The organism is Microbacterium sp. DMC48, assembly GCF_056313825.1.
In genome coordinates this window covers 383,512-407,535 of the sequence record NZ_JBQUZN010000006.1, presented here as the reverse complement: position 1 = coordinate 407,535, position 24,024 = coordinate 383,512, and the positions used below count along the sequence as shown (strand labels likewise).

At 70.5% G+C, this 24,024-nt stretch carries 18 protein-coding genes; 9 read left to right on the top strand and 9 right to left on the bottom strand.

Going from position 1 to position 24,024, the window contains the following annotated elements; translation table 11 throughout:
- Positions 1–4: 4 nt before the first annotated feature.
- Complete coding sequence (locus ACT53O_RS13845) at positions 5–4,093, bottom strand: RICIN domain-containing protein (protein WP_476153045.1); 4,089 nt, start codon at positions 4,091–4,093, stop codon at positions 5–7.
- A gap of 140 nt (positions 4,094–4,233) precedes the next feature.
- On the bottom strand, positions 4,234–5,331 hold the full coding sequence (locus tag ACT53O_RS13840; protein ID WP_036316133.1) for a glycerate kinase: 1,098 nt from the start codon (positions 5,329–5,331) through the stop codon (positions 4,234–4,236).
- A 68-nt stretch (positions 5,332–5,399) separates the two neighbouring features.
- Here ACT53O_RS13840 and galE point away from each other — a divergent pair, with 68 nt between their 5' ends.
- The 3 genes from galE to ACT53O_RS13825 all read left to right on the top strand — a co-directional run bounded on the left by galE (position 5,400) and on the right by ACT53O_RS13825 (position 7,273).
- Complete coding sequence (galE, locus tag ACT53O_RS13835) at positions 5,400–6,377, top strand: UDP-glucose 4-epimerase GalE (RefSeq protein WP_036316131.1); 978 nt, start codon at positions 5,400–5,402, stop codon at positions 6,375–6,377.
- Between the two features lie 129 nt (positions 6,378–6,506).
- Positions 6,507–6,908 (top strand): hypothetical protein, encoded by a 402-nt coding sequence (locus tag ACT53O_RS13830; RefSeq protein WP_036316129.1) that lies wholly within the window; start codon positions 6,507–6,509, stop codon positions 6,906–6,908.
- The gene (locus ACT53O_RS13825) at positions 6,848–7,273 is read left to right on the top strand and encodes a hypothetical protein (protein WP_476153042.1); all 426 of its coding nucleotides are present in this window, start codon (positions 6,848–6,850) and stop codon (positions 7,271–7,273) included. The genes ACT53O_RS13830 and ACT53O_RS13825 overlap by 61 nt, the downstream gene beginning before the upstream one ends.
- 226 nt (positions 7,274–7,499) lie before the next feature.
- Here ACT53O_RS13825 and arfA read toward each other — a convergent pair whose 3' ends face one another.
- The 5 genes from arfA to ACT53O_RS13800 form a co-directional block, all read right to left on the bottom strand.
- Positions 7,500–9,005 carry an arabinosylfuranosidase ArfA gene (gene arfA / locus ACT53O_RS13820; protein ID WP_476153040.1) on the bottom strand — a complete coding sequence of 502 codons (1,506 nt, stop codon included), beginning with the start codon at positions 9,003–9,005 and terminating at the stop codon, positions 7,500–7,502.
- Positions 9,006–9,050: 45 nt separating this feature from the next.
- Positions 9,051–10,835 carry a glycoside hydrolase family 35 protein gene (locus ACT53O_RS13815; protein ID WP_294980869.1) on the bottom strand — a complete coding sequence of 595 codons (1,785 nt, stop codon included), beginning with the start codon at positions 10,833–10,835 and terminating at the stop codon, positions 9,051–9,053.
- Between the two features lie 84 nt (positions 10,836–10,919).
- On the bottom strand, positions 10,920–12,263 hold the full coding sequence (locus ACT53O_RS13810; RefSeq protein ID WP_036316121.1) for an ABC transporter substrate-binding protein: 1,344 nt from the start codon (positions 12,261–12,263) through the stop codon (positions 10,920–10,922).
- 73 nt (positions 12,264–12,336) lie between these two features.
- Positions 12,337–13,227 (bottom strand): carbohydrate ABC transporter permease, encoded by an 891-nt coding sequence (locus tag ACT53O_RS13805; protein WP_239498625.1) that lies wholly within the window; start codon positions 13,225–13,227, stop codon positions 12,337–12,339.
- 32 nt (positions 13,228–13,259) lie between these two features.
- Positions 13,260–14,174, bottom strand: a complete 915-nt coding sequence (locus ACT53O_RS13800) for a carbohydrate ABC transporter permease (protein ID WP_036316119.1) — start codon at positions 14,172–14,174, stop codon at positions 13,260–13,262.
- Between the two features lie 78 nt (positions 14,175–14,252).
- On the opposite strand from ACT53O_RS13800, the gene ACT53O_RS13795 reads away from it, so the two are divergent.
- Both ACT53O_RS13795 and ACT53O_RS13790 read left to right on the top strand, forming a co-directional pair.
- Positions 14,253–15,347, top strand: coding sequence for a LacI family DNA-binding transcriptional regulator (locus tag ACT53O_RS13795; protein WP_378793031.1), 1,095 nt, complete (start codon positions 14,253–14,255; stop codon positions 15,345–15,347).
- On the top strand, positions 15,344–17,488 hold the full coding sequence (locus ACT53O_RS13790; RefSeq protein ID WP_476153036.1) for an alpha-galactosidase: 2,145 nt from the start codon (positions 15,344–15,346) through the stop codon (positions 17,486–17,488). Before ACT53O_RS13795 ends, ACT53O_RS13790 begins: the two co-directional genes overlap by 4 nt.
- 22 nt (positions 17,489–17,510) lie before the next feature.
- Here the strand turns inward: ACT53O_RS13790 and ACT53O_RS13785 are convergent, their stop codons facing one another.
- Positions 17,511–18,521, bottom strand: a complete 1,011-nt coding sequence (locus tag ACT53O_RS13785) for a LacI family DNA-binding transcriptional regulator (RefSeq protein ID WP_433719264.1) — start codon at positions 18,519–18,521, stop codon at positions 17,511–17,513.
- Between the two features lie 55 nt (positions 18,522–18,576).
- On the opposite strand from ACT53O_RS13785, the gene galT reads away from it, so the two are divergent.
- Genes galT through ACT53O_RS13765 form a run of 4 tightly spaced genes read left to right on the top strand, consistent with a single transcriptional unit; the run spans position 18,577 to position 22,562 of the window.
- The gene (gene galT, locus ACT53O_RS13780) at positions 18,577–19,779 is read left to right on the top strand and encodes a galactose-1-phosphate uridylyltransferase (protein WP_294945917.1); all 1,203 of its coding nucleotides are present in this window, start codon (positions 18,577–18,579) and stop codon (positions 19,777–19,779) included.
- Positions 19,776–20,975 (top strand): galactokinase, encoded by a 1,200-nt coding sequence (gene galK / locus ACT53O_RS13775; protein WP_294945859.1) that lies wholly within the window; start codon positions 19,776–19,778, stop codon positions 20,973–20,975. Before galT ends, galK begins: the two co-directional genes overlap by 4 nt.
- Positions 20,976–21,021: 46 nt before the next feature.
- A complete protein-coding gene (locus ACT53O_RS13770) occupies positions 21,022–21,873 on the top strand; it encodes an alpha/beta fold hydrolase (RefSeq protein ID WP_476153034.1) in 852 nt (283 codons plus the stop codon).
- Positions 21,874–21,887: 14 nt separating this feature from the next.
- Positions 21,888–22,562: a YdcF family protein gene (locus tag ACT53O_RS13765; RefSeq protein WP_295776555.1), complete on the top strand. Its 675-nt coding sequence runs from the start codon at positions 21,888–21,890 to the stop codon at positions 22,560–22,562.
- Here ACT53O_RS13765 and ACT53O_RS13760 read toward each other — a convergent pair.
- Positions 22,535–23,986 carry a carboxylesterase/lipase family protein gene (locus ACT53O_RS13760; protein WP_476153031.1) on the bottom strand — a complete coding sequence of 484 codons (1,452 nt, stop codon included), beginning with the start codon at positions 23,984–23,986 and terminating at the stop codon, positions 22,535–22,537. The two genes, ACT53O_RS13765 and ACT53O_RS13760, sit on opposite strands and share 28 nt — an antisense overlap.
- Positions 23,987–24,024 lie beyond the last annotated feature (38 nt).

The following is a 24,024-nucleotide window of genomic DNA, read 5'->3' as shown; positions in this document are numbered from 1 at the left end:
TCTCTCAGGCCCGCACGGGGCGGCGACGCATGACCAGCGCCGCGCCGGCGAGGACCAGGAGCATCGCGATGACCAGAGCCACGCCGAACGGAGCCGTGGCACCGGTCGTCGCGAGCGCCGTCGGCGCTGCCGTCACCGTGACCGCGTACCACCCGATCACCGCTCCGGAGGCGTCGGTGACCGCAAGCCGGTGTGCGCCTGCGGGGACGTCGAGCGGAACGGTCACCGCGATGGTTCCCGCTGCCGAGACGGTCGCGGTGCCGAGGGCTCGCGGCGTCGAGAACAGCCACGCCCCCACCGAGCTGCCGGCGCGATCGCTGCCGACCTGGATCGACACGGTGGAGCCGGCGGCGATGGTCGCCGGCCCCGAGATCGCGCCCTGCAGCGCCGCCGTGAGGTCGCCCTCACCAGGCGCTCCCGTTCCGGCGGAGGCCGACGGCGACGGCGAAACGGGGCCGCTCGGGGACGGGGAGGTGGAGCCACTCGGCGACGGCGAGGGATCCGGCGTCGGCGTGGTCGTCGCCCCCTGACCCGTGACGGCGTCGGAGACCGTGGTGGCAGCCGTGAACCCGTCGGCGGATGCCGTGAGAGCGACCGTCAGCGCGTGTCCGACATCGGCGGTGGTCACGGTGTACTGCGTCGACACCGCTCCATCGATCGGCACCCCGTCCCGACGCCAGGCGTAGGTGAGCTGCGCCGTCGACGGGTCGACGGTGCCGGCGACAGCCGTCAACGTCGCACCGACCGTGGGCGCGCCGGTGATCGTCACGCCCGAGACGACGGCATCGCGCGTGACGGCGATCGTGTACACCTTCTCGGCGCCGGAGACGGCCGTGACGCGGACAGTGGCCGTGCCCCCGCCGTCGGCGGGCTGGACGATCGCGACCGTCGCATCCTCGTCGACCGCTGTCGCGGCCACCGTCGGCCACGTCGATCCGGGCACCGACACCGCATAGGCCGTGCGGTCGGCGGTGAAGTCCTGCACGGATGTGGAGCCGACGCTCAGCCGTGCGAGGTCCGCGACCGACGATGCCGAGGGAGCCGGCGCGTAGATCTCGACCTCCGACACGATGATGTGCGTGTTGGGGTAGGCGTTCATCACGACACGGATCTGATCGGCCGATGCCGCGCCGACGGGGACGTCGACGGAGGGATCGCCGGTCGCCGGGGTTCCGACGGTGATCGTGTCTCCGGTGACCCAGGACCCCGAGCCGAGTCGGTAGTCGACGTGCATCGTCTGGGCCCACGAGGTGCCCCCGTCGCGCTTGAAGTACACCTTCACGTGCGGGACGGGAACCGCAGCGGACAGGGCGTAGGTCAGCGTGTCGGCGGCGTTGAGCGTGCCGCTGCGCCAGTTCGACCATCCCTTGTCCGTCGTGATGCCGTTGATCGTGTTCGAGGCGGGGTAGCCGCTCTCGGTGTAGGTCGCGGACGCCGTGCTCGTGCGTGCGACGTTGTTCTCCGTCGGCTCCGTGACGATGACGCTGAGCGTGGCCGGGAGCGTGCCGCCGCCTGCGACGCTCGCGCTGCCGCTGATCGAGGCGATGCCGGGCTGCGCGAACGCGGCATCCGTCACGCCCGACCACGACCAGGTCACCGGCGCCGAGGCCGTCGCTCCGCCGGCGCGCACCTCGAGAGGCACGGTCGTCGGCGACGCGGCGGCGACCGTGGCCGCGGAGGCTCCCGTGTACGTGGTGAGCGAGACGGGCAGTGCCGCCGTAAAGGCGCCGACGTCGACCACCGCCCGCACGGTGAACGGCGTACCGAACAGATCGGTGCCGCTGCCGGCGACGATGGTGGTGCCCGGGGCCCAGTCGTGGCCGTCGAGGCTCCACGTCACGGCGGCCGTGCGCGTGCCACCGCCCACGTAACGGATCGGCACCGTCGTCGGAAGCACCGGCGCGACGCCCACGGCGGTCGTGGTCGTCACGTCGGGCACGCTCTGCACCGCGGTCGGGGCGAGCGTCCAGGCCTGGTTCGCGCCGTTGTTCGAGGTCCACAGCCCCACGCTGGTGCCGTCGGCCGTACCGGCGCCGTTGACGTCGAGCACACGGGTGGACGCGACGTTCAGCAGCGAGAATCCGCGTCCGTCGAGCGTGGTGGGCATCCACTGCGCCGCCGGGTTGGTCGCGGCCTGCTCCGGTGTTGCGCTGATCACCGTCAGGTTCGTCCCGGATGAGGCCAGGTAGCGCCCGTCGGCTGCCCGCAACAGCACACGCTGGCGGTCGGAGCCGGCGCCGGTGAGCGAGGTCGCCGTCCAGGTCTGCGCCGTCGCGGCATCCGCCGTCGTCGCCGCACTGCGGATGGTGAGCGCCGTCCCCTGCACGGTGAGGGCCTTGCCGCTCTGCACGCCCAAGAGCTGGTAGGCCGCGCCGTCCTTCACCTGCGGCGCGGACGCCGCAACGCCCGACACGCCCGACACCACGAAGGTCGTGACGGACTTGGCCGGCACCGTGAGGGTCGCCGTGCGCGTGATCGGGTCGACGGCCACGGCGGAACCGGTGACGAGCGCGTTCTTCTCGACATCATCGGCCGGAGACTGCGTCGTGACGACCGGCGTCACCGTCGCACCCGGCGCGATCGATGCGAAGTTCGACAGGTCAAGACGCACGGTGCGCGCGGTGGTCTCCGTGTTGACGTGAACGAGGTTCACGCCGGTACCGGATGCCGAGACGGCGGCGGTGGTCTGCGTGTCGTTGGTGGGGACGATGTGGTCGCCCGGACGGATGAAGTGGGTGAAGTTGCGCACCGTGTTGTACTTCGCGTTGGTGACGACCTTGCACGAGGGGTCGGCGTCGCCGTCCGTGAGGCGCCGCTTCGAGTTCCCGTCGGCGTTGCAGTCGAAGTCGACGAGGACGCTGCCCCAGTTGAGCTTTTCCACCTTCTGCATGTTGTAGAGGTCTTCGACCGGCTGCCAGAACACCCAGGCCCGCGGTTCGAGCTCGCGGAGGTCATCGATCATGTGGCCCGCCATGCCCAGACCGTTGTCGATGTTGGTCTGGTTGAAGCCGGACTTCGAGGTGTCCCAGTCGCCTTCGACCTCGCTCATCCACAGCGGCTTGTCAGCGGTCTTGGCGATGTCGCGCACCATCGTGCGGTTGGAGGTTCCGTACGTGTGCACGTTGAGTTGGGCGACGGCGTCCTTCGAGGACTGCGACCACCCGTTCCAGTCCGTGACGAAGGTGGACGGGTTCGTCTCGTCCATGGCCGAGATCGGAACCTTGGTCGTGGTCGACGGGGCCGCGAGACGCGCCGCGAGCGCCTGGATCATCTGATCCTGGCGCTGCGGGCCGATGTGCGCCCCCTCCTGGCGACTGGCCGAGGTCGGCCAGGTCGCGCCCTGCGGGATGGTCGTGCCCCAGTAGTTCGTGTTCGGCTCGTTGAACGGGTCGAGGGAGTCGAAGGTGATGCCGTAGGTCTGCTCGAGGTGCTCGACGACCTTCACGAGATACCCGGCGAACTTGTCCATGTCGGCGGGCGCGAGCTGCTCGGCGCTGGCGTTGTTGATGCCACCCGAGACGTACCCGCTCTGCGTCAGGAAGTAGGGCGGGGAGTTGCTGAATGCCTCCCACTTGGTGATCTTGTCCTTGAGCGCTTCGATCCACCAGCGCTGGGTCGCATCGGCGTTCCAGTTGAACGCGGACGGGTCGTCGGGGTTCCAGGCGGCGGCGTAGCGCGCACGGTCGGCGTAGGTGGAGGTGATCGGGCCGGAGCCGTCGCTCTTGCCGAGATCGGGGTTCCACCACCCCTGCACGGCACCGCCCGGACGCAGATACGACGGGACGTCGGTCGCGTTGCCGCCGCCGATGTTGTAGCGGGCGATGTTGAGGTTCAGCCCGTCTTCGCCGAACACCTTGTCGAGGAGGTCCTGGCGAACCGCCTCCGGGTAGCCACCGGTGGCGTTCGCGAACCAGACCAGGCTCGTCCCCCACCCTTCGAAGGGCTCGGAGGCGTAGGCGGGGTTGGGGGTGATCGTCACCGTGGGGGGCGCGGATGCCGCCGCCGCAGGCTCGGCAGCCGCGAGCGGCGCCACGAGTCCGGTGATACCGAGGGCGGTGACGGCGGCGAGCGCGATCAGGCCGGAGGACTTCATCGTGGGGGATTCCTCTCTGTGTCGCGTCGTCGCGAACCGGGAGCGCGTCATGTTACCGTTAACATGGCTCGGTCCCAGCCTAGAGGAGTCGCGATGTTGACGTCAACACGCGACGTGCGCGGCGCGGCGGCGCCCCCTCATCAGGCCACGCGTGCGACGCCCGCTGCGAGCTGCGCCCCGGCGGCGCGCAGCCACCGCGCAGGATCGGCGAGCGCGGCGCCTGCCGACCCGGCGAGGTCGGTGAGCGCGATCGCCGCGAAGAACGCGGTCGCATCCGCCGTGGGGGCGATCCGTCCGGCGACGAGGGCCGTCGGCACCCCGGCCGCGGCGGCCGCCGCGGCGACCACGGAGGGCGCCTTTCCCGCCGCGGACTGATCGTCGTAGGCCCCCTCACCCGTGACGACGACATCGGCCGTCGCGACGGCATCCGCGAGCCCGACGAGGCGGGCGATCTCCTCGGCGCCGGAGACGAGTCGTGCTCCCCACGTCAGCAGGGCGAAGCCGGTGCCCCCCGCCGCACCCGCGCCCGCCATCATCGGATCGAGCGGGAACAGCGACGCGGCGTGCGCGAGGCCCGCCTCGGCGCGCGCGATGTCGTCGATGCCCTTCTGCGGGCCGAAGACCGCGGCCGCACCCGCGGGGCCGAGCAGCGGAGTGGTCACATCGGAGAGCACGACGATGCCGCCGGCAGGAGGCGGTCGCAGCGCGGCGGTGTCGACGCGGGCGATCGCCGCCAGCCCTCCGGCGCCGTCGGGCACCGCGGCGCCGTCGCCGTCGACGAACCCGGCGCCGAGCGCCGAGAGCATGCCGACGCCAAGCTCCGTGGACGCGCTCGATCCGATGCCGAGGACGAGGCGCTCCACGCCGTGGTCGAGCGCAGCGGCGATCGCCTCGCCGAACCCGCGCGTCGACGCGTCCCACGGACGCAACCGGCCGCCCAGCAGTTCGATCCCGCTGGCCGCCGCGAGCTCGACCACCCCGGTGCCGTCCGGCAGCAGCAGCCATGCCGTCTCAGCGGGCGTTCCCGCCGGCCCGGTGACGGTGAGCGGCATCCGCGTCGCGGCCGGGACGGCGGCGGCGAACGCGTCGAGCGTGCCCTCTCCCCCGTCGGCCATCGGCCGCAGCACTACCTCGTCGGCGGGTCGCACCGACCGCCACCCGTCGCGCAGTGCGGCGGCGACCGCGGCGGCGGGGATCGAGCCCTTGAAGCTGTCGGGGGCGAGGACGACGCGGGTCATGGGCGCGATGCTACGCGTTCACCTGCCTGCGGCATCGGGTACCCGCTCGCATCGGGCAGGATGGACACATGACGTGGCTTGTGACCGGCGGAGCGGGATACATCGGTGCGCACGTGGTGCGCGCTCTACAGGCGTCGGGCATCGCCCCGGTCGTCGTGGACGACCTCTCGAGCGGCCACGCGTCGTTCGTGCCGGAGGGCGTACCGTTCGTGGAGGGCACGATCCTGCATCGCGCACTGCTGGCCGACACGATGCGCGAACACGGCGTCACGGGCGTGATCCACGTCGCCGGATTCAAGTACGCGGGCGTCTCCGTACAGCGCCCGCTGCACACCTACGAGCAGAACGTCGAGGGCACCCGCGTGGTGCTGGCGGCCATGGCGGATGCCGGTGTGCACAACATCGTCTTCTCTTCCTCGGCCGCGGTCTACGGCACCCCTGACGTGCCGCTGGTGACCGAGGACCTTCCCAAGCGCCCCGCGTCGCCGTACGGCGAGTCGAAGCTCATCGGAGAATGGCTGCTGCGCGACCAGGCGGTCGCCACGGCATCCGACGAGAACCCGCTGCGGCACACCGCGCTGCGCTACTTCAACGTCGTCGGCTCGGCCGACCCCGCGGTCTACGACACCAGCCCCCACAACCTCTTCCCGATCGTGTTCGAGAAGCTGCTCGCGGGCGAGACGCCGCAGATCAACGGCGACGACTACGACACTCCCGACGGCACCAACGTCCGCGACTACGTGCACGTCGGCGACATCGCCGCGGCGCATGTCGTGGCGGCGCAGCGCCTGGAGGCGGGTGAGCCCGTGGAGGCCGCCTACAACCTCGGCTCGCAGAACGGACTGAGCGTGCGCGAGATCATGGATGCCATGGCCCGCGTGACCGGCATCGACTTCACGCCGAAGATCGGGCCCCGCCGCCCCGGCGACCCCGACCGCATCGTCGCCACCGGCGAGCTGGCCGCGCGCGACCTCGACTGGGCCAACCGCTACACGGTCGACGAGATGGTGCGCACGGGCTGGGAGGCGCGCCGCGCCGCGCGCTGACGCACGGCGGCGTGCGACTCGCATGGGGAGTCCTGCCCATGTCGCATGGCCGCCACCAGCGCCTAGGCTCGCATCGACACCAGGAGGCGGACCAGGCCGGGATCAAGGGCGGGCCGAGGGGAGTCCGTCATGCTCGTCGGGTTCAGTCAGGGCGGCATCCTCGCGGGCCACCTCGCCGCCTACCGCTCGGACGACGACAACTTCGGTGCCGTCGTCGTCTGCGGCGCACCGATCGACAACATGCCGATCCCGGACCGCGCGCGCGTGATCTCCGTGCAGCACGAGGGCGACCCCGTCCCGAAGCTCGACTTCTTCACGCTTCCTCCCACTCGCCCGAACTGGCAGACGATCACGTCGGCCGCGCCTGGCAACCCGACCGACGTGACGAAGATCCACGACGCCGGGCAGTACGCACGAGGCGAACAGCTACACCGAAACGGAGTACTACTCATGGCAGGAATGAGACGCGGATGGACGGTCGCGGCCGCTGTTGCGGCGGCTGTCGTGTTGTGCACGGCGTGCTCGCCGTGATCGGGAAAAGTGGGGATGCTGACGCATCGGCCGCCGTCAGCGCCGTGGAAGCGGCCGATTCTCGCGTCGCGAGCGCAACGGTCGCGCAGGGGCAGAGTGGTTTCTCCTCGGGCGGGATCGTGGAAGTCGTCACGTCCGGTGAAGACCCCGTCACCTCCGATGAGCTCTCTGCACTCCTGCTGGCCGCGCGCCATGCGGGCAGCCGCGAGCCCGGTCACATCGATCTCTTCACGAAGAGTCAGTCGAGCGCCTCGCTCGACCTCACCGCCGCAGCCGACCAGCTGGGCATTCTCTACAGCAAGATCGGTGATGGGATCGACGTCAGCAGCGACGGGATCGACGACGCTCTCGGCACAGGTCGATGACGGACACCGACACGGCGACGACGCCGACGCTCCGCTTTCGACTCGCCGGCGCGTGGCATCCGGTGCTGTGGAACGAGCTCAGCTCTGCGGAGCTCATCGCCGACTGAGGCGCAGCGCGGGCGCGCGCCGCGCCGCGAGAAACCACATTCAGCGCAAGAAACACCCGCCGCGTTGGTTTCTCGTGGCGGATGTGGTTTCTCGCGCGGGAGAACGCGCGGAGCGGAGGCTAGCCGAGTCGCACGACCGCCCACGAGACGGCCGGCAGTGACACGCGCAGCTCGTCGCCCTGGCGGATGACCTCCAGCGACTGCGGCCGCACCCGGTCCGGGTCGGCGAGCGTGTTGGCGACCCGGTAATCGGCATCGGTGATCATCCACGACTCGACGACGGCGAGGGATGCCGCGTCGAGCTCGCGCAGATCGATCATGAGCTCCGCGGCATCCGACACCGAGCGGTTCACGAGGAACACGCTCGTGCCGGCGTCGTCGGTCGTGGCGACCGCGTTGACGGCGGAGACGTCGCCGAAGCGCGCGCTCTGCACGCGCGGCGCGCCGTCGATCTCGACCCGCCGCGCGGTGCCGCGGCCGAGGCGGGACGTGAGCGAGAAGGGGTAGAAGGTCGTCTGGCGCCACGCGGGACCGCCGGGCTCGGTCATGATCGGTGCGATGACGTTCACGAGCTGTGCGAGCGAGGCGGAGCGCACGCGATCGGCGTGCTGGAGCAGCGTGATGAGCAGATCGCCCACGACGACGGCATCCATCACGTTGTACTGGTCCTCCAGCAGCCGCGGCGCCACCGGCCAACCGTCGGGAACGAGGTCTCCCGCCTTCGTGCCGTCGTCGGCGAACTGGTACCAGACGTTCCACTCGTCGAACGAGAGCATGATGCGCTTGTCCGATCCGCGCTCGTGCGCGATCTCGTCGGCGGCGGCCACCACCTCGCGGACGAACAGGTCGGTGTCGACGGCCGAGACGAGGAACTCCTGCGCCTGGCCGTTGCGCTCCTGGTAGTACGCGTGGCAGGAGATGAAGTCGACGTCGTCGAACGTGTGCCGCAGGACGTCGCGCTCCCACGCCCCGAACGTGGGCATGTCACGGGCCGACGAGCCGCAGGCGACGAGCTCGATGGTGGGATCGAGCATGCGCATCGCCTTGGCCGCACGCGAGGCGAGCGTGCCGTAGTCCTCGGCGTTGCGGTGACCGAGCTGCCACGGACCGTCCATCTCGTTGCCCAGGCACCACATCCGCACGTCGAAGGGGGTCTCGCGTCCGTTCGCGGCGCGCACGCGAGTCCAGGCGGTGTCGGCGGCGACGTTCGCGTACTCGAGCAGGTCGAGGGCCTCGGCGACATCGCGCGTGCCGAGGTTCACGGCGAGCATGAGGTCGCTGCCGACCTTCTCCAGCCACGAGGAGAACTCGTGCAGGCCCACCTGGTTGGTCTCGGTCGATCGCCACGCGAGGTCCAGGCGCCGCGGCCGATCCTCGCGCGGGCCGATGCCGTCTTCCCAGCGATAGCCGGAGACGAAGTTGCCACCCGGGTAGCGGATGGTCGTGACGCCGAGCTCCTGCACGAGCGCGATCACGTCGGTGCGGAAGCCCTCGGCATCGGCAGCGGGGTGTCCGGGCTCGTGGATGCCGTCGTAGATGTGCCGTCCGAGATGCTCGACGAACCCGCCGAACACTCGGTCGTCGACGTCGCCGACGATCTCGGCAGCACGCACACGTGCGGTCATGGGTTCTCTCCTCACCATTCGACGGGCCTCACCATTCGACAGGCCTCACCATTCGACAGGCCCGAGCAGCAGCCGATCGCTGAACGCGAGTTCGGCGGCGCCGGTCGGCTCCAGGTCGAGCACCGTGAACACGTTACGACCCGCCCGCGTCAGCGGGGCGGGGACGAACAGCGAGTGCTGCGGACCCGTCTGCCAGAAGCGACCCAGGCAGAACTCTCCGATCCACGCCAGCCCCGTTCCGAGCGCCGTGAGATCGACGACGAGGTCACGCGGCGCGTCGAGGTCGACGACAGCGCGAAGCACCGCGGCACCGGCGACGGGCCCGGCATCCGCACCGGATGCTTCGGCGGCGCGCGCCGGCAGCTGCTCCCAGGGCACGACGACGACGTCCCACGCGGCGGGAACCAGCCCGCCCACGGTGACCGGACCGATCAGACCCTTTTCCTCACCGATCCGCGGTCCGTAGTTCACGCGTCCCTGGTCTTCGACGAGGATGCCGAGAACGCCGGTGCCGCGCGGCAGCACGAGCGTGCGTTCACGGCGGTCGCGCGAGAGGACGCCGACGGGCACGCCGTCCAGGCTCACCCAGGCACGGTCGCGCACCTCGCCGATCGCGAGCACCACCGGCGCCTCGCCCTGCGCCAGACGGGTCTCGTAGCGCAGGAAGCCGCGCGAGACGCCGAGCTCGTCCATCGTCGGCGCGTGATCGTGGTGCTGTGCGGGCTCGGCGCGCAGAAGGTCGGCGAGCGTGACGACGCCTTCGAGCGGGACCGGCGCGGGGGCCGCCGCGAGGGGCGGCAGTAGATCGGCCGCGGTCGCCTCGGGAACGGGCGCGTAGCGGGCGATGACCTCTCGGAACGCCCAGAACTTCTCCGTGGGACGGCCGGCCTCGTCGAGCGGGGCGTCGTAGTCGTAGCTCGTGATGGTCGGCTCGAAGACGCCCTTGTCGTTGGCACCGTTCGTCAGGCCGAAGTTCGTGCCGCCGTGGAACATGTAGATGTTGACCGAGGCGCCCGCCTGCAGCAGAGCCTCCAGTGACGCGACGGATGCCTCCGTCGAGGACGTGCGATGGAACGATCCCCAGTAGTCGAACCATCCGCACCAGAACTCCGAGCACATGAGGGGGCCGGTGGGCTGGTGCGTGCGAAGGACGCGCAGGCGATCGGCGACGTTGCCGCCGAAGGAGCCGGTGCGGTGCAGCTCGGGCAGACTGCCGCGCGAGAGCATCTCGTCGGTCGGCTGGTCGACGCTCGTGAGCGGGACCGTCACGCCCGCATCGAGATACGTGTCGCGGAGGGCGCGCAGGTAGCTCTCGCGCTCCTGCGTCGTGAAATCGCCGTAGGCGCCGTACTCGTTCTCGACCTGCATCAGGATGACCGGGCCGCCGCGATCGATCTGGCGCGGCACCACGATCTCGAGCACTCTGCGAAGGAAAGCCGTCACGGGGGCGAGGAAACGAGGGTCGGCCGAACGGACGCCCATGTCGCCGTCGAAGAACAGCCAGGCGGGAAGACCCCCGCCGTCCCACTCGGCGCAGATGTAGGGCCCGGGGCGAACGATCGCGTGCATTCCTTCGGCCGCGATCAGATCGAGGAAGCGGGCGAGATCGAGCGCACCGTCGGCGCGGAAGACTCCCGGCTCGGGCTCGTGCTCGTTCCAGGGAACGTAGGTCTCGATCGTGTTCAGCCCCATGAGGCGGGCGGCGCGGATGCGATCTGCCCACTGGTCGGGGTGCACACGGAAATAGTGGAGGGCGCCGCTCAGCACCCGGTACGGCTGGTCGTCGAGCAGAAAGTCGCTCTCGCCGATGCGGAAGGATCCGGTAGCCATGCGGGCCTCTCAATCACTGTCTTCTCACAGCCGCGGCGGTGGGGTGATCGGGACCACCCCACCGCCGCAGATCCTGCGAAGGGCTTACTTGTTGACGCTGAAGCCCTGGTCCGTGCCGTACGACACGTTCTTGTCCTGCCAGGCCTTCAGTCCGTCCGCGATGGACGTCTTGTTCAGGTAGGCCTTGCCGACGGTGTCGGCGTAGATGCTGTTGGCGTACGACTGCCACGGCAGGTACTGCCATCCGGTGCCCACCGACTTGGTCGCGTCGACGAGAACCTGGTTGATGGCCTGGCCACCGAAGTAGTCCGAGGTCTTGTTCAGGAAGTCAGACGACTCGAGGTCCTTCGTCGTCGCGGGGAAGCCGCCCGACTTCAGGAAGACGTCGATCGAATCCTGCGAGTTGTTCAGCCACTTGAGGAAGCCGGCCGCGAGAGCCTGGTTCTTCGAGCCCTTCATGACGACCTCGGACGATCCGCCGTTCTCGGCCGTGGCCGGGGTGCCGTCGTAGGTCGGCATGGGCGCGACAGCCCACTTGCCCTTGCCGCCGGGGACGTTGGCCTCGAGAACACCCGGCATCCAGGCGCCGATCGGCAGCGAGGCGATCGTGCCGTCACCCAGAGCCTGGAACCACTGGTCGCTCCAGCCGGGGATGTTGCCGAGCGAGCCACTGGCGAGCAGCTTGTCCCAGACAGCGGTCCACTTCTGCGCGCCCGCATCGCTCAGGTCGATCGTGACGTTCTCGCCATCGGTCTTGAACGGGCGGCCGCCGGCCTGCCAGATCATCGAGGTGCCGAAGCCGGCGTCGGTGCCCTGGTCGTTCGTGATGAACTTCGTCGGGTCTGCCGCGTGCAGCTTCTCACCCGCCGCGACGAACTCGTCCCACGTCTTCGGCACGGTCAGACCGAACTTGTCGAAGACCTCCTTGTTGTAGAACAGGGCCATGGGGCCCGAGTCCTGCGGAAGGCCCCAGATGCCACCGTTCTGCGACACTGCACCCCACGTGGATGCCGTGTAGTCGCCCTTGAGGTCGCCGAAGCCGTAGGCGCTGAGGTCCAGGAGCGAACCGGCCAGCTGGAACTGCGGGAGCGACTGGTACTCGATCTGGACGACGTCGGGGATGCCCGAGCCGGCCGAGATCGCGTTCTGCAGCTTGGTGTTGTTGTCGTTCGCGCCACCGGTGTTGACGAGGTTGACCTTGACGTTCGGGTAGGCCTTCTCGAACGCGGCGACCTGATCCTTGGCGGAAGGGGTCCACGTCCAGTAGGTGATCTCGCCGCCGGCCTTCAGGGCCTCGTCGATCGACGACGCGCTGCCGCCCGAGCTCGAGCCGCCGTTGCCGCCGGCGCACGCCGCGAGGCCGCCGCCGATCAGGAGCGCGGTGGCTCCGATCGCGACCACACGCGCGATCTTCTTGGTGCTTGTCATGCTGTGTCCTTCCGCTTCTTTGTCGGATATGGGTGGGTGGGTGGGTATGGGACGCCGCGCAGTGACACCCCTGTCACTGCTTGACGCTTCCCGCGCTCAGGCCGGACTGCCAGTAGCGCTGGAGGAGGAGGAAGGCGATGACGATCGGAACGATCGTGAGGAGCGACCCGGTGATGACCAGGTTGAAGATCGGCTGCGAGCTGACGCCGACGGCTTGGAGGTTCCACTGCTGCAGACCGATGGTCAGCGGGAACAGGTTGGGGTCGTTGAGCATGATGAGGGGCAGGAAGTAGTTGTTCCACGTCGCCACGATCGCGAAGAGGGCCACGGTGACGACACCGGGCGCCAACAGACGCAGTGAGATCGTGAAGAACGTCCGGAACTCACCCGATCCGTCCACGCGGGCCGCTTCGAGCAGTTCGGTGGGCACGGAGTCGACCGCGTAGACCCAGATCAGGTACAGGCCGAAGGGCGAGATCAGGGACGGGATGATGATCGCCCACATCGTGTTCGTGAGGCCCAGCTGGCTGAACATGAGGAACGTGGGAACCGCGAGGGCCGTTCCCGGCACCGCGATGGCACCGAGGATCACGGCGAAGACGGCGCGCTTGCCGGGGAAGTTGTACTTCGCGAGCCCGTAGCCGGCCAGCGTCGCCAGCAGCGTGGCGCCGCCGGCTCCGATCACGACGTAGATCAGCGTGTTCAGGAACCACCGCAGGAAGATGCCGTCGTTGTACGTGAGGACCTGGCCGATGTTGTCGAACAGGGCGAAGGGCCCCGAGAACCACAGGCCGAACGATCCGATGAGGGACTGCTGCGTCTTGGTCGAGCTGATCACGAGCCACAGCAGCGGCAGGAAGGAGTAGATCAGGAACAGCGACATGATGATCGTGAGCAGGGGCGACTTACGCGGCCCCTTCTCGCCGATCTCGGAGCGCCGACGGCGACGGGGACGACCGGTCATGGTGCCGGTGTGGTCGAGGGGCAGGCCGGCCATCAGCGGTTCTCCTTACGGGTGCCGCGCAGCTGGACGACGTAGGCGATGACGGCGGTGATGACGCCCATGATGATCGCGATGGTGGCGGCGTAGTTGACCTGCTGGCCGATGAAGCTCAGGTTGTAGGCGTACATGTTCGGGGTGAAGTACGTCGTGAGCAGGTTCGGGACCAGCGTCTTGAGGATGTTGGGTTCGTTGAACAGCTGGAAGCTGCCGATGATCGAGAAGATCGTCGCGATCACCAGCGCACCGCGCAGGGCAGGCAGCTTGATCGCGCGGATGATGCGGAACTGACCGGCGCCATCCAGCGCCGCCGCCTCGTAGAGGTCCTCGGGGATGGTGCGCAGTGCCGAGTAGAAGATCAGCATGTTGTAGCCGATGAACTCCCACGTGATGATGTTGCCGATCGCCAGCAGGATCCACTGCTGGGTGAACGGGGTCACGAGGTCGAAGCCGACGAGCTGGTTGATGTTGCCCGCCAGCCCCAGACGGTCGGAGTACATGAAGCCCCACATGAGCACCGCGACGACGCCGGGCACCGCGTAGGGCAGGAAGATGCCGATGCGGAAGAAGGAGCTGCCGGCCAGGCGGCGCGAGTCCAGGGCGAGGGCGGCGATGAGCGCCAGCAGCAGCATGATCGGCACCTGGATGACGAGCACGAGGAAGACGTTTGCGAACCCCGCCCAGAACTGGGGGTCGGAGAACGCCTGCAGGTAGTTGTCGGCACCGACGAAGGACGTGCCGCCGATCAGCTTCGTGCGAAAGACGCTGAGATAGATCGAGTAGGCCAGCGGCGCGAGGAACGTCACGGCGAACACGATCAGGAAGGGCAGGACGAACCAGAACCCCGCCCATTGGCGGTCGGTCCGACGCACGCGGCGTCGAGCCGGTGCGGGTGCGGTGAGTGCGGACATCTTCGTCAGAGCCTTCTGTGGGACGGGGCCATGTTTACGTCAACATGGCGAGGTCGAGAGTAGCATGTTGACGTCAACATGTGTCAAGAGTTCCGGATCGACGCTCAAGGGAGAACGCGGATGAACGGCTCAGCGGAACGCGCGCGCAGCGCCTCGCTGCAAGATGTCGCGCGGCGCGCGGGGGTCTCCGGACAGACCGTGTCACGAGTCGCTAACAATTCCGAACGAGTCGCGGATGCGACCCGCCACCGTGTGCTCGCCGCGATGAACGAGCTGGGCTATCGCCCCAACGTCGCGGCACGCGCCCTGCGCCGCGGCGCCTTCGGCTCCATCGGGGTCGTGGTCTTCAGCCTCGACTCGCTCGGCAACATCGGCACGATCGGCGGCATCCTCACCGCCGCAGCCGCCCGCGGCTACGCCATCGAGCTCATCCAGGCCCAGCCGGCCCTCACCGCCGGCGACGCCGTGGCCTCGGCGGTGTCACGCCTGGACCAGGACGCCGTCGACGGCATCATCGTCGTGATCGAGTCACATCTGATGTCCTCGGCATCGGTCGGCTTTCCCGCAGGCATGCCGAGCGTGCTCATCCAGTCCGGCGCCGGCGACGAGCACCCCTCCGTGACCGCCGACCAGGACCAGGGCAGCCGCCTCGCCGTCGAGCACCTGCTCTCGCTGGGCCACGAGACGGTCTGGCACATCGCCGGACCCCCCGCTTCGCGTGCCGCCGAGCTGCGTCGACGGGCGTGGCAGTCGACGCTGGAGGCGGCGGGCAGGGCGGTGCCGCACGTCCACGTGGGCGACTGGACCGCCGAGTCGGGCTACCGCATCGGTCGCCTCCTGGCGGCGCAGCCCGAGCTGACGGCCCTGTTCGCCGCGAACGACCAGATGGCGCTCGGCGCGATGCGCGCCTTCCACGAGCGCGGTCGCGCCGTGCCCGCCGAGGTCAGCGTCGTCGGCTTCGACGACATGGCCGAAGCGGCCTACTTCTGGCCGCCGCTGACCACGGTGCGCCAGGACTTCGGAACCGCCGGCTCGCTCGCCGTCTCTCTCGTCGTCGACCAGATCGAGGGCCGCCCGGTCGCGGGCGGCGTGCACCATGTGTCGACGGCGCTCGTGACGCGCGCCTCCACCGCACCGCATCCCCGCTGCCCGACGAAGGACGACCGCTCGTGACCTCTGCCTCCACCGCCGTTCCCCCTCATGCCCACCTTCGCGCCGGCGGCACGAGCGTCGTGCTCGATCTCGTGTCGGCCGACCAGCCGATCATCGTGCACTGGGGGCCCGATCTCGGCGAGCTCGCGGCATCCGATCTCGCCGACCTCGCCCGGGCCGCCGTCCCGCAGCGTGTCTCGGGCGGCCTGGACACGACGGCGAGACTGACCCTGCTGCCCCAGCAGTCCGGAGGCTGGCTGACGACCCCCGGGCTGAGCGGCGATCGCGCGGGCGCGGACTTCTCGACGCGTCTCACCCTCGTCGACGCCGACGTGACCCCGGACGCCGCGACCTTCACGCTCCGGGGCGATGCCGCCGCACTCGAGGTGCGGATCGCTCTCGCCGTCGGCGTGAGCGGCCTTCTGCACCAGCGCCTGCGGGTGACCAACCTCGGCGCCGCGCCCTACCGCGTGGATGCGCTCACCGCCGGATTCCCCCTGCCCCCCGGCGCCGCCGAGCTGTTGAGCACGACCGGTCACCACCTGCGCGAGCGCGCGCCGCAGCGTCAGCCGTTCACGATCGGCGGATTCGTCCGCGAGAGCCGTCGCGGCCGGCCGGGTGCGGACGCGACCCTGCTACTCGCGGCGGGGGTCCCCGGCTTCGGCTTCGAGCGCGGACTCGTGCACGGGGTGCACGTGGCGTGGTCGGGCGATCACCGCCTTCTCGCGGAGCGCACGCCCACCGGAGACGCGGTGCTGCGCGCCGGCGAGCTCCTGCAGCCCGGCGAGGTTCTCCTCGCCACGCGCGAGAGCTACGAGACTCCCGAGGCGATCGGCTCGTGGGGCGATGGCCTCGATGAGCTCGCGGCCCGCTTCCACGACGAGCTGCGGGCACGCGAGGCGCATCCGAGACGGCCGAGACCGGTCACCCTCAACACGTGGGAGGCGGTGTACTTCCGCCAGGACCTCGACACCCTCCGCGCCCTCGCCGACCGCGGTGCGCGTGTCGGCGTGGAACGCTTCGTCCTGGACGACGGATGGTTCCACGGACGCCGGGACGACACGGCCGCACTCGGGGACTGGTGGGTGGATGCCGAGGTCTGGCCCGACGGGCTGGGCCCGCTGATCGAGCACGTGCGCGGGTTGGGGATGGAATTCGGGCTCTGGGTCGAGCCGGAGATGATCAGCCCCGACAGCGAGCTCGCGCGGCGGCATCCCGACTGGATCCTGCGCGCGCGAGATGAGCTGCCCCCGCCGGGACGTCAGCAGCAGGTGCTCGATCTGTCCCACCCCGAGGCCTACGCCTACATCGCGCACCGGTTGCACGCCCTCCTGGACGAGTACCCGATCGCCTATCTGAAATGGGATCACAACCGGGATCTCGCCGAGGCGGGATCGGGTGCGCACGGCACCCCCCGGACGCACGAGAACGTCCTCGCGCTGTACCGTCTGCTGGACGAGCTGCTCGAGCGGCACTCCGGGCTCGAGATCGAGTCGTGCGCGTCGGGCGGGGCGCGGGTGGACCTCGGCATCCTGCAGCGCACCCATCGCATCTGGACCAGCGACTGCCTCGATCCCGTCGAGCGCCTCGACACCCAGCGTTACACCGGCCTGATCGTCCCGCCCGAGATGATGGGCGCCCACCTGACGAGCCCGGTCGTGCACTCGACGGGACGGAGCGTCTCGCTGCCGTTCAGCGCGCTGACCGCGCTGTTCGGTCACCTCGGAATCGAGTGGAACCTCACCGCCGAGGACGAGACGACCCTCGCGCAGATCGCCGCGTGGGTGGAGCTCTACCGGGAGCACCGCGACCTGATCGCCACCGGCCGACGCGTGCACGCCGACCTCGCCGACCCCGCCCTCGACCTGCGCGGCACCGTGGCCCGCGACCGCTCGCGCGCCGTCTACGTGCACACGCAGGTGCGGACGAGCGCACTGCACCCGCCGGCGCCGATCACCCTGCCGGGTCTCGACCCCGACCGCCGGTACCGGGTGTCGATCACCATCCCGGACGGGGCCGGTGGCTACCTCGGGCAGTCACCGCTGGCCTGGGAGGCCGCGCCGGTCACGATGACGGGCCGCGCGGCGGCATCGGTAGGGCTCCGGCCGCCGGTGCTGCAGCCGCAGGCCGCGGCGCTGATCGACGCCGTCGCCGTCGACTGACCTCGCGAACGTCGCCCCGCGATCAGACCGGCGCGGGGCCCGTGCTGTCGCGCACGATGAGGGGAGCCGGCATGACGGCGCGGGTCGCCCCGGTCGCCGACGTGGACTCGAGGTCGTCGCCCTCGTCGAGAAGAGCGGCGACGGCCTGCGCACCGAGCCGGTCGAAGAGCTGTCGCACGGTCGTGAGCGGGGGCCGGTAGTTCGCCGCGTCGTCGACGTCGTCGAAGCCGACGACGCTGACGTCTTCGGGCACCCGCGCACCGTGCTCGGCGAGGGCGCGCAGCGCCCCGAGGGCCATCTGGTCGTTGGCGACGAACAGGGCGGTGCCGACGGCGCCGTCGTCGATGAGTGTCTGGGCTGCCTCGTAGCCGGATGCCGAGGTCCAGGAGCCGCGCACGAGCGCGCCGACCGGCCGCCCCGCCGCCTCGAGGGTGTCGCGCCAGCCCCGCTCGCGCTCGGCCGCCGCGTAGGAGGTCGCCGGGCCGGCGATGTGCGCGACCGACACGTGGCCGAGCGCGAGCAGATGCGCGGTCGCCTCGGCGGCTCCCCCGGCATGATCAGTCTCCACGCCGGCGAAGCGGTCGTCGGGCGCCGAGTCGACGACGACCAGTCGAAGAGCGGTCGGCAGATCGGCAGAGCGGACGAGTGCGGAGGCCTCGTTGATGACGACCACACCGTCCACACCCTGCTCGTTGAGTCGCTGGAGCGCTTCGGCCGCGTCTCCGGAACCCAGAGTGACGACGGCCACGTCGTGCTCGCGTTCGGCGGCGGCATCGGTCACGGCTTCGAGCATGAGCGAGTTGCCGACGGTCGCGAGCGTCGAGACGACGACGCCGATCGTGCCGGATCTCCCGGTCCGCAGCGCCCGGGCGGCGCGGTGGATGCGGTAGCCGCTGCGGGCCATCGCCTCCTCGACGCGGGCGCGGGTGGCGGGATCGACCCGGGGACTGGCGTTCACGACCCGAGAGACGGTCTGCGCCGACACCCCCGCGATTCGTGCGACATCCGCCATCGACGCGCGCTTGTGTGCCATCCCGACCTCCGTGTTGACGATAGCACGCACATAGCCCTATCGTGTTATCGTGAACATGCCGGAGCCGCCTCCTCACCTCGCTGCCGCGACCCCTCAGCCGCTGCCCCTGCCCGCGGTGTCCCTGGGCGCGGGCGTGGTGAAGCGCCCCACACGGCTGGCCGACGGGCGCGATCTCATCTACTTCGACGACCCCGACACGACGCTCGGAGCCGACCGAGCCGTCGATGCGCGCAGCCTCGACCCTCGTCCGGCGACAGCGACGATGCGCCAGGACATCCTCACCGGAGACTGGATCTCCGTCGCCGCAGCTCGGCAGAACCGCGCCTTCCTGCCCCCGGCGGAACTCGACCCGCTCGCGCCGCAGACGCCGACCAACCCCTCCGAGATCCCCTCTCAGTACGACGTCGCCGTCTTCGAGAACCGCTCCCCCTCCTTCGGCCCGGCTCTGGCGGAGGCCACCGGAGACGCCCCCGCGGCATCCGACCCTCCGCGCGGACTCGACGACCTCGCACACCTGGGCCTCGGGCGCACCCGCACGAGCGTCGGCCGCTGCGAAGTCGTCTGCTTCTCACCGGAGCGCAGCGGCTCGTTCGGCACGCAGACACCGACACGCGCACGCACGGTGATCGAGGCCTGGGCCGACCGCACGGCGGCGCTGTCGGCGCTGCCCGGCGTGCAGCAGGTGTTCCCGTTCGAGAACCGCGGCGAGGCGATCGGCGTCACGCTGCAGCACCCGCACGGTCAGATCTACTCGTATCCGTACATCACCCCGCGCACGACCCGACTCCTCGACGCGATCGACCGGACGGCACCGGACCTCTTCGCTCGTATCCTCGCGTTCGAGCAGGCAGGCCCCCGCGTGCTGCTGCGGGGCGAGCACTGGACCGCGTTCGTGCCGTTCGCCGCCCGCTGGCCGCTCGAGGTGCACCTGCTTCCCCACCGCCACGTGCCCGACTTCGCCGCCCTCGACGACGCCGAACGCGACGAGCTCGCGCCGATCTATCTGCGCCTGCTGCGCGGCATCGATGCCCTGTACGGCGACCCCACGCCCTACATCGCCGCGTGGCATCAGGCCCCGGTGCACGTGGGCCGCGACACGGTGCGCCTGAACCTGCAGATCACGAGCCCGCGCCGCGCGGCCGACAAGCTCAAGTTCCTCGCCGGATCCGAAGCCGCCATGGGCGCCTGGATCGGCGACGTCCCCCCCGAGACCGCGGCCGACCGGCTGCGATCCGCCATCGAAGGAGTCCAGCTGTGACGACCACGGCCACACCGCGCACCGATGCGCACGACCTGTTCGGCGAGCTCACCGGCGCAGCGCCCGTGGGCTACTGGTCGGCTCCGGGACGGGTGAACCTCATCGGGGAGCACACCGATTACAACGACGGCTTCGTGTTCCCCTTCGCGATCGACGGCCGCACGATCGCGGCGCTGGGTACGCGCGACGACGGCCGCATCCGCGTCGTATCGACCTTCGATCCGGTGCCGGTCGAGGTCGCGCTGGCCGACCTCGACGCCCTCTTCCCCGACCATCGCGACGAGATCGTCGAGTGGGCGCGCTACCCGCTCGGGGTGGCGTGGGCGCTGCGGGATGCCGCACGCGCCGCCGGCCGCGACGCCGACGCGCTGACGGGCGTCGACATCGCTCTGGCCTCCGACGTGCCCGTCGGCGCGGGGCTGTCGTCGTCGGCGGCGATCGAAGGTGCCACGGCATCGGCCCTCAACGACGTGTGGCAGCTCTCCCTTTCGCCGGTGGATCTCGCTCAGGCCGGTCGCCGCGCCGAGAACCTGGCCGTAGGCGCGCCCACCGGGATCATGGACCAGATGGCCTCGATGCTCGGACGCGCCGATGCCGGCATCTTCCTCGACTGCCGCTCGCTGGAGGTCGATGTCGTGCCGCTCGGATTCGCCGACGCAGGGCTGGAGGTGCTCGTCATCGACACCCGCGTGAGCCACGCGCACTCCACCGGTGGCTACGGCGAGCGGCGCGAAGCCTGTGAACGCGGCGCGCAGATCATGGGGGTCGCCGCCCTGCGCGATCTCGTGCCGGCCGACCTCGACCGCGCTCGCGCGCTGATGGATGACGTCACCTTCCGGCGTGTGCGCCACGTCGTCACGGAGGACCAGCGGGTCCTCGACGCCGTGCGTCTGCTGCGCGCGGAGGGACCTCGGGCCATCGGCGCGCTGCTCGACGCGTCGCACGTGTCGATGCGCGACGACTTCGAGATCTCGACACCCGAACTCGATCTCGCCGTGGAGACCGCACGGGCGGCAGGAGCCGTCGGCGCCCGCATGACCGGCGGCGGCTTCGGCGGCGCCGCGATCGCGCTCATCGATCGCACCCTGGTCGAGGAGGCGACCGCCCGCGTCGGCGCGGCATTCGAAGCCGCGGGCTTCGGCGCTGCGCACGTGTTCACCGTGCATCCCTCGGACGGCGCGCGCCGGGACGGGTAGCGTCGAGGGCGGGAGGTCGATCCGCGGCATCCCGGAAGGAGCAGTCGTGGCCTACATCACCGTCGGGACCGAGAACTCGACCGATATCGACATCTTCTACACCGATCACGGTCCGTCAGAGGCTCAGCCGGTCGTGCTGATCCACGGCTTCCCGCTGAACGGCGAGTCATGGGACCTGCAGCAGCGCGCCCTGCGCGATGCCGGATACCGCGTGATCTCCTACGACCGCCGAGGCTTCGGACTCTCGAGCAAGACGGCTTCGGGTTCCGACTACGACACCTTCGCCGCCGATCTGCACGCGCTCATCGAAGACCTCGATCTCGATGATGTCGTCCTCGTGGGCTTCTCGATGGGAACCGGCGAGATCGCCCGCTACCTCTCCCGCTACGGCACGGAGCGCGTCGCGAAGGCGGCGTTCCTGGGGTCGCTCGAGCCGTTCCTGCTGATCACCGACGACAATCCCGACGGCGCCGGCGACCAGGCGTACTTCGACGACACCGCGGCGGCAGTCGCCGCCGATCGCGCCGCGTTCCTCACGGGCTTCTTCCGCGACTTCTACAACCTCGACGACCTTCTCGGCCGGCGGATCTCGCACGAAGCCGTCGACGCCTCCGTCCAGGTCGCGAACCAGGCCGGCAACGCCGCGATCGCCGCCGCTCCCCTGACGTGGCCGACGGACTTCCGGGGCGATATCCCGGCCATCACCGTCCCGACGCTGATCCTGCACGGCACCGCCGACAACATCCTCCCGATCGACAAGACGGCGCGGCGCTTCAAGGATCTGATCCCGGAGGGCACGGATCTCACCTACGTCGAGATCGACGGCGCGCCGCACGGCCTGCTGCGCACCCACGGCGCCGAGGTGAACGAGGCGCTGCTCGCCTTCCTCCGCGTGTGAGGCTCCTCGGGTGGATGCCGTGGGTCGCCGCGGCGGGTGGGGCGATCATCGCGTTCGGTGAGGTGCAGGCGTGGCGTACCTCGCGCGCGGACTACCCCGCGGCCCCCACCGCCGGCCCCGCCGGCGGGCGCGACGTCGTGCTCGTGCTCGGCTTCCGCTCGCGGGCGGACGGTCGACTGAACGCCCTGCAGGCATGGCGGACGCGCATCGCGGTGCGCTCGGCACCGCCCGACGCACTCTTCGTCTTCTCCGGCGGCACCGTACGCGGAACCGAACCGGAGGCGGTGGTGATGGCGCGTCACGCGACTGTTCGTCTGGGCGTGCCGCCGGATGCCGTCGCCATCGAGTCGGCGGCCGAGAGCACACGGGAGAACCTGTCGTTCAGCCTGCCGTGGCTGCGGGAGGCCCGCACCATCCGCATCGCCTCGAACACGGCGCACGCCCACCGCGCCCGCGGCTACCTGCGCGAGCTCGATCCGCACCTGTGGGCGCGTCTTCGCCGCACCCGCGACTTCCGCCCGCTCGAGCTCGGCCCCCTGCGACTCGCGCTCACCTTCTACGATTTCGTCGCGGCGCGCTCGGCCGGCCGCGCCGCCGCCATGGCCGCCGCGAACCGAGCGGTCATCGGCGTGCGCGCCGGCGAGGACGCCGTCTCGGGTGCTCAGCGCAGGGGCGCCACCGAGGCGTAGGCGCCGACCCGCTCCGAGACCGGCACGTCGTAGATCCGCGCCGCCTGCGCCGCACTCCACCGGGTCCATCCGGGATCGCCGCCGGCGACGAATGCGACCGCGTCGGCGTGCACCGCGTCGGCGAGCTGCGGGGGCGGCGCATCGCCCGCCAGCGGGGCGATGCCCTCGGCATCCAGACAGTCGAAGAAGAAGGGCACGTCGAGGCAGTGCTCCGCGAATCCGAAGCGCCCCGACGGCCACGAGAATCGGTACATCCAGGTGGGCGCCGCACCGCGCGCATCCGCGAGCTGCACGTTCTTCTCTCGGAACATGCGGTCGGTGAGATAGCGACCGGCGACGCGGGCCGTCCCGTGCGCGGCGACGTCGCGGTTGGCCGCGAGGTAGGCGCGGCGCCGTCGTCGTTCCAGCCCGAGACGACCGAGGACGATGCTTCTGGGCACCCAGCGCATCGCCCGGGCCGCGCGCGCGAAGATCATCGTGAACTCGTCGTCGGTCGTGCCCAGCACGAGCGGCTTGTCCGCTCCCACGCTGGCCGCGAACGACGCGCCGGTCGCGCGCGGCAGCAGCTCGCCGTCGATCTCGGGACCGAGGGCGAGCCCGACAGCGAGCATCTGCGCCGCCGCCTTCGGATCGATCGCGGTCGCCTGCTTCTGCAGCGCGAGCAGGCGTTCCTCGGGGATCGACGCGAACCCGTCGCGGTCGGCGGAGACCCCGGCTGCGGCGGCGATCGCGGCGGTGAGAGCCCGAGCGCGCTCGGGCTCCACGTCGCCGAGAGCGGCAGACAGCGACCACACCCGGTGGAACAGGTGTTGTGCCGACGGCATCCCGAGGAGGGTCAGCACCGCACCGCCTCCGGCCGACTGGCCGGCGATCGTCACGCGGGCCGGATCGCCCCCGAAGGCGGCGATGTTCTCCTGTACCCACTCCAGCGCCGCGAGCCAGTCGCGGACGCCGCGGTTGGACGGCGCGCCGTCGATGTGGCCGAAACCGTCCACGCCGAGCCGGTACGAGACGGTGACGGTCACCGCACCGTCACGCGCGAAGGCACGGCCGTCGTACCAGGGGCTGGCGGGCGAGCCGGAGAAGAAGCCTCCCCCGTGGATCCACACGAGCACCGGAAGCCCGGCGGCTCCCGGGTCGGGGGTGAAGACGTTGACGTTCAGCGTGCCGTCCCCGGGAATGCTGGGCTCGGGGATGAGGGTGATCCCGGGGTCACCGCGTTGCGCCGTGGCGCCGAACGCGCCCGCGTCCCGCGTGCCCTCCCACGCCGCGACGCGCACCGGCGCGCCGAAGCGCCGCTCTCCCACCGGCGGCTCCGCGAACGGGATGCCGAGGAACGCGGCCGAACGGCTCCCGTCCGCCGCCGTCCGCCAGCGACCGCGCACACGTCCGGCGGTGATCAGGATCTCGGGATCGCTCTTCACGGTCCGATCATGGCACGGCCCGATCGGGGCCGGGTCGA

Bases quoted from the DNA above. Each gene is read 5' to 3' on its own strand.
- ACT53O_RS13845 (WP_476153045.1), bottom strand. From the start codon at position 4,093: ATGAAGTCCTCCGGCCTGATCGCGCTCGCCGCCGTCACCGCCCTCGGT.
- ACT53O_RS13840 (WP_036316133.1), bottom strand. From the start codon at position 5,331: ATGACCCGCGTCGTCCTCGCCCCCGACAGCTTCAAGGGCTCGATCCCC.
- galE (WP_036316131.1), top strand. From the start codon at position 5,400: ATGACGTGGCTTGTGACCGGCGGAGCGGGATACATCGGTGCGCACGTG.
- ACT53O_RS13830 (WP_036316129.1), top strand. From the start codon at position 6,507: ATGCTCGTCGGGTTCAGTCAGGGCGGCATCCTCGCGGGCCACCTCGCC.
- ACT53O_RS13825 (WP_476153042.1), top strand. From the start codon at position 6,848: ATGGACGGTCGCGGCCGCTGTTGCGGCGGCTGTCGTGTTGTGCACGGC.
- arfA (WP_476153040.1), bottom strand. From the start codon at position 9,005: ATGACCGCACGTGTGCGTGCTGCCGAGATCGTCGGCGACGTCGACGAC.
- ACT53O_RS13815 (WP_294980869.1), bottom strand. From the start codon at position 10,835: ATGGCTACCGGATCCTTCCGCATCGGCGAGAGCGACTTTCTGCTCGAC.
- ACT53O_RS13810 (WP_036316121.1), bottom strand. From the start codon at position 12,263: ATGACAAGCACCAAGAAGATCGCGCGTGTGGTCGCGATCGGAGCCACC.
- ACT53O_RS13805 (WP_239498625.1), bottom strand. From the start codon at position 13,227: ATGACCGGTCGTCCCCGTCGCCGTCGGCGCTCCGAGATCGGCGAGAAG.
- ACT53O_RS13800 (WP_036316119.1), bottom strand. From the start codon at position 14,174: ATGTCCGCACTCACCGCACCCGCACCGGCTCGACGCCGCGTGCGTCGG.
- ACT53O_RS13795 (WP_378793031.1), top strand. From the start codon at position 14,253: ATGTGTCAAGAGTTCCGGATCGACGCTCAAGGGAGAACGCGGATGAAC.
- ACT53O_RS13785 (WP_433719264.1), bottom strand. From the start codon at position 18,521: ATGGCACACAAGCGCGCGTCGATGGCGGATGTCGCACGAATCGCGGGG.
- galT (WP_294945917.1), top strand. From the start codon at position 18,577: ATGCCGGAGCCGCCTCCTCACCTCGCTGCCGCGACCCCTCAGCCGCTG.
- ACT53O_RS13765 (WP_295776555.1), top strand. From the start codon at position 21,888: ATGCCGTGGGTCGCCGCGGCGGGTGGGGCGATCATCGCGTTCGGTGAG.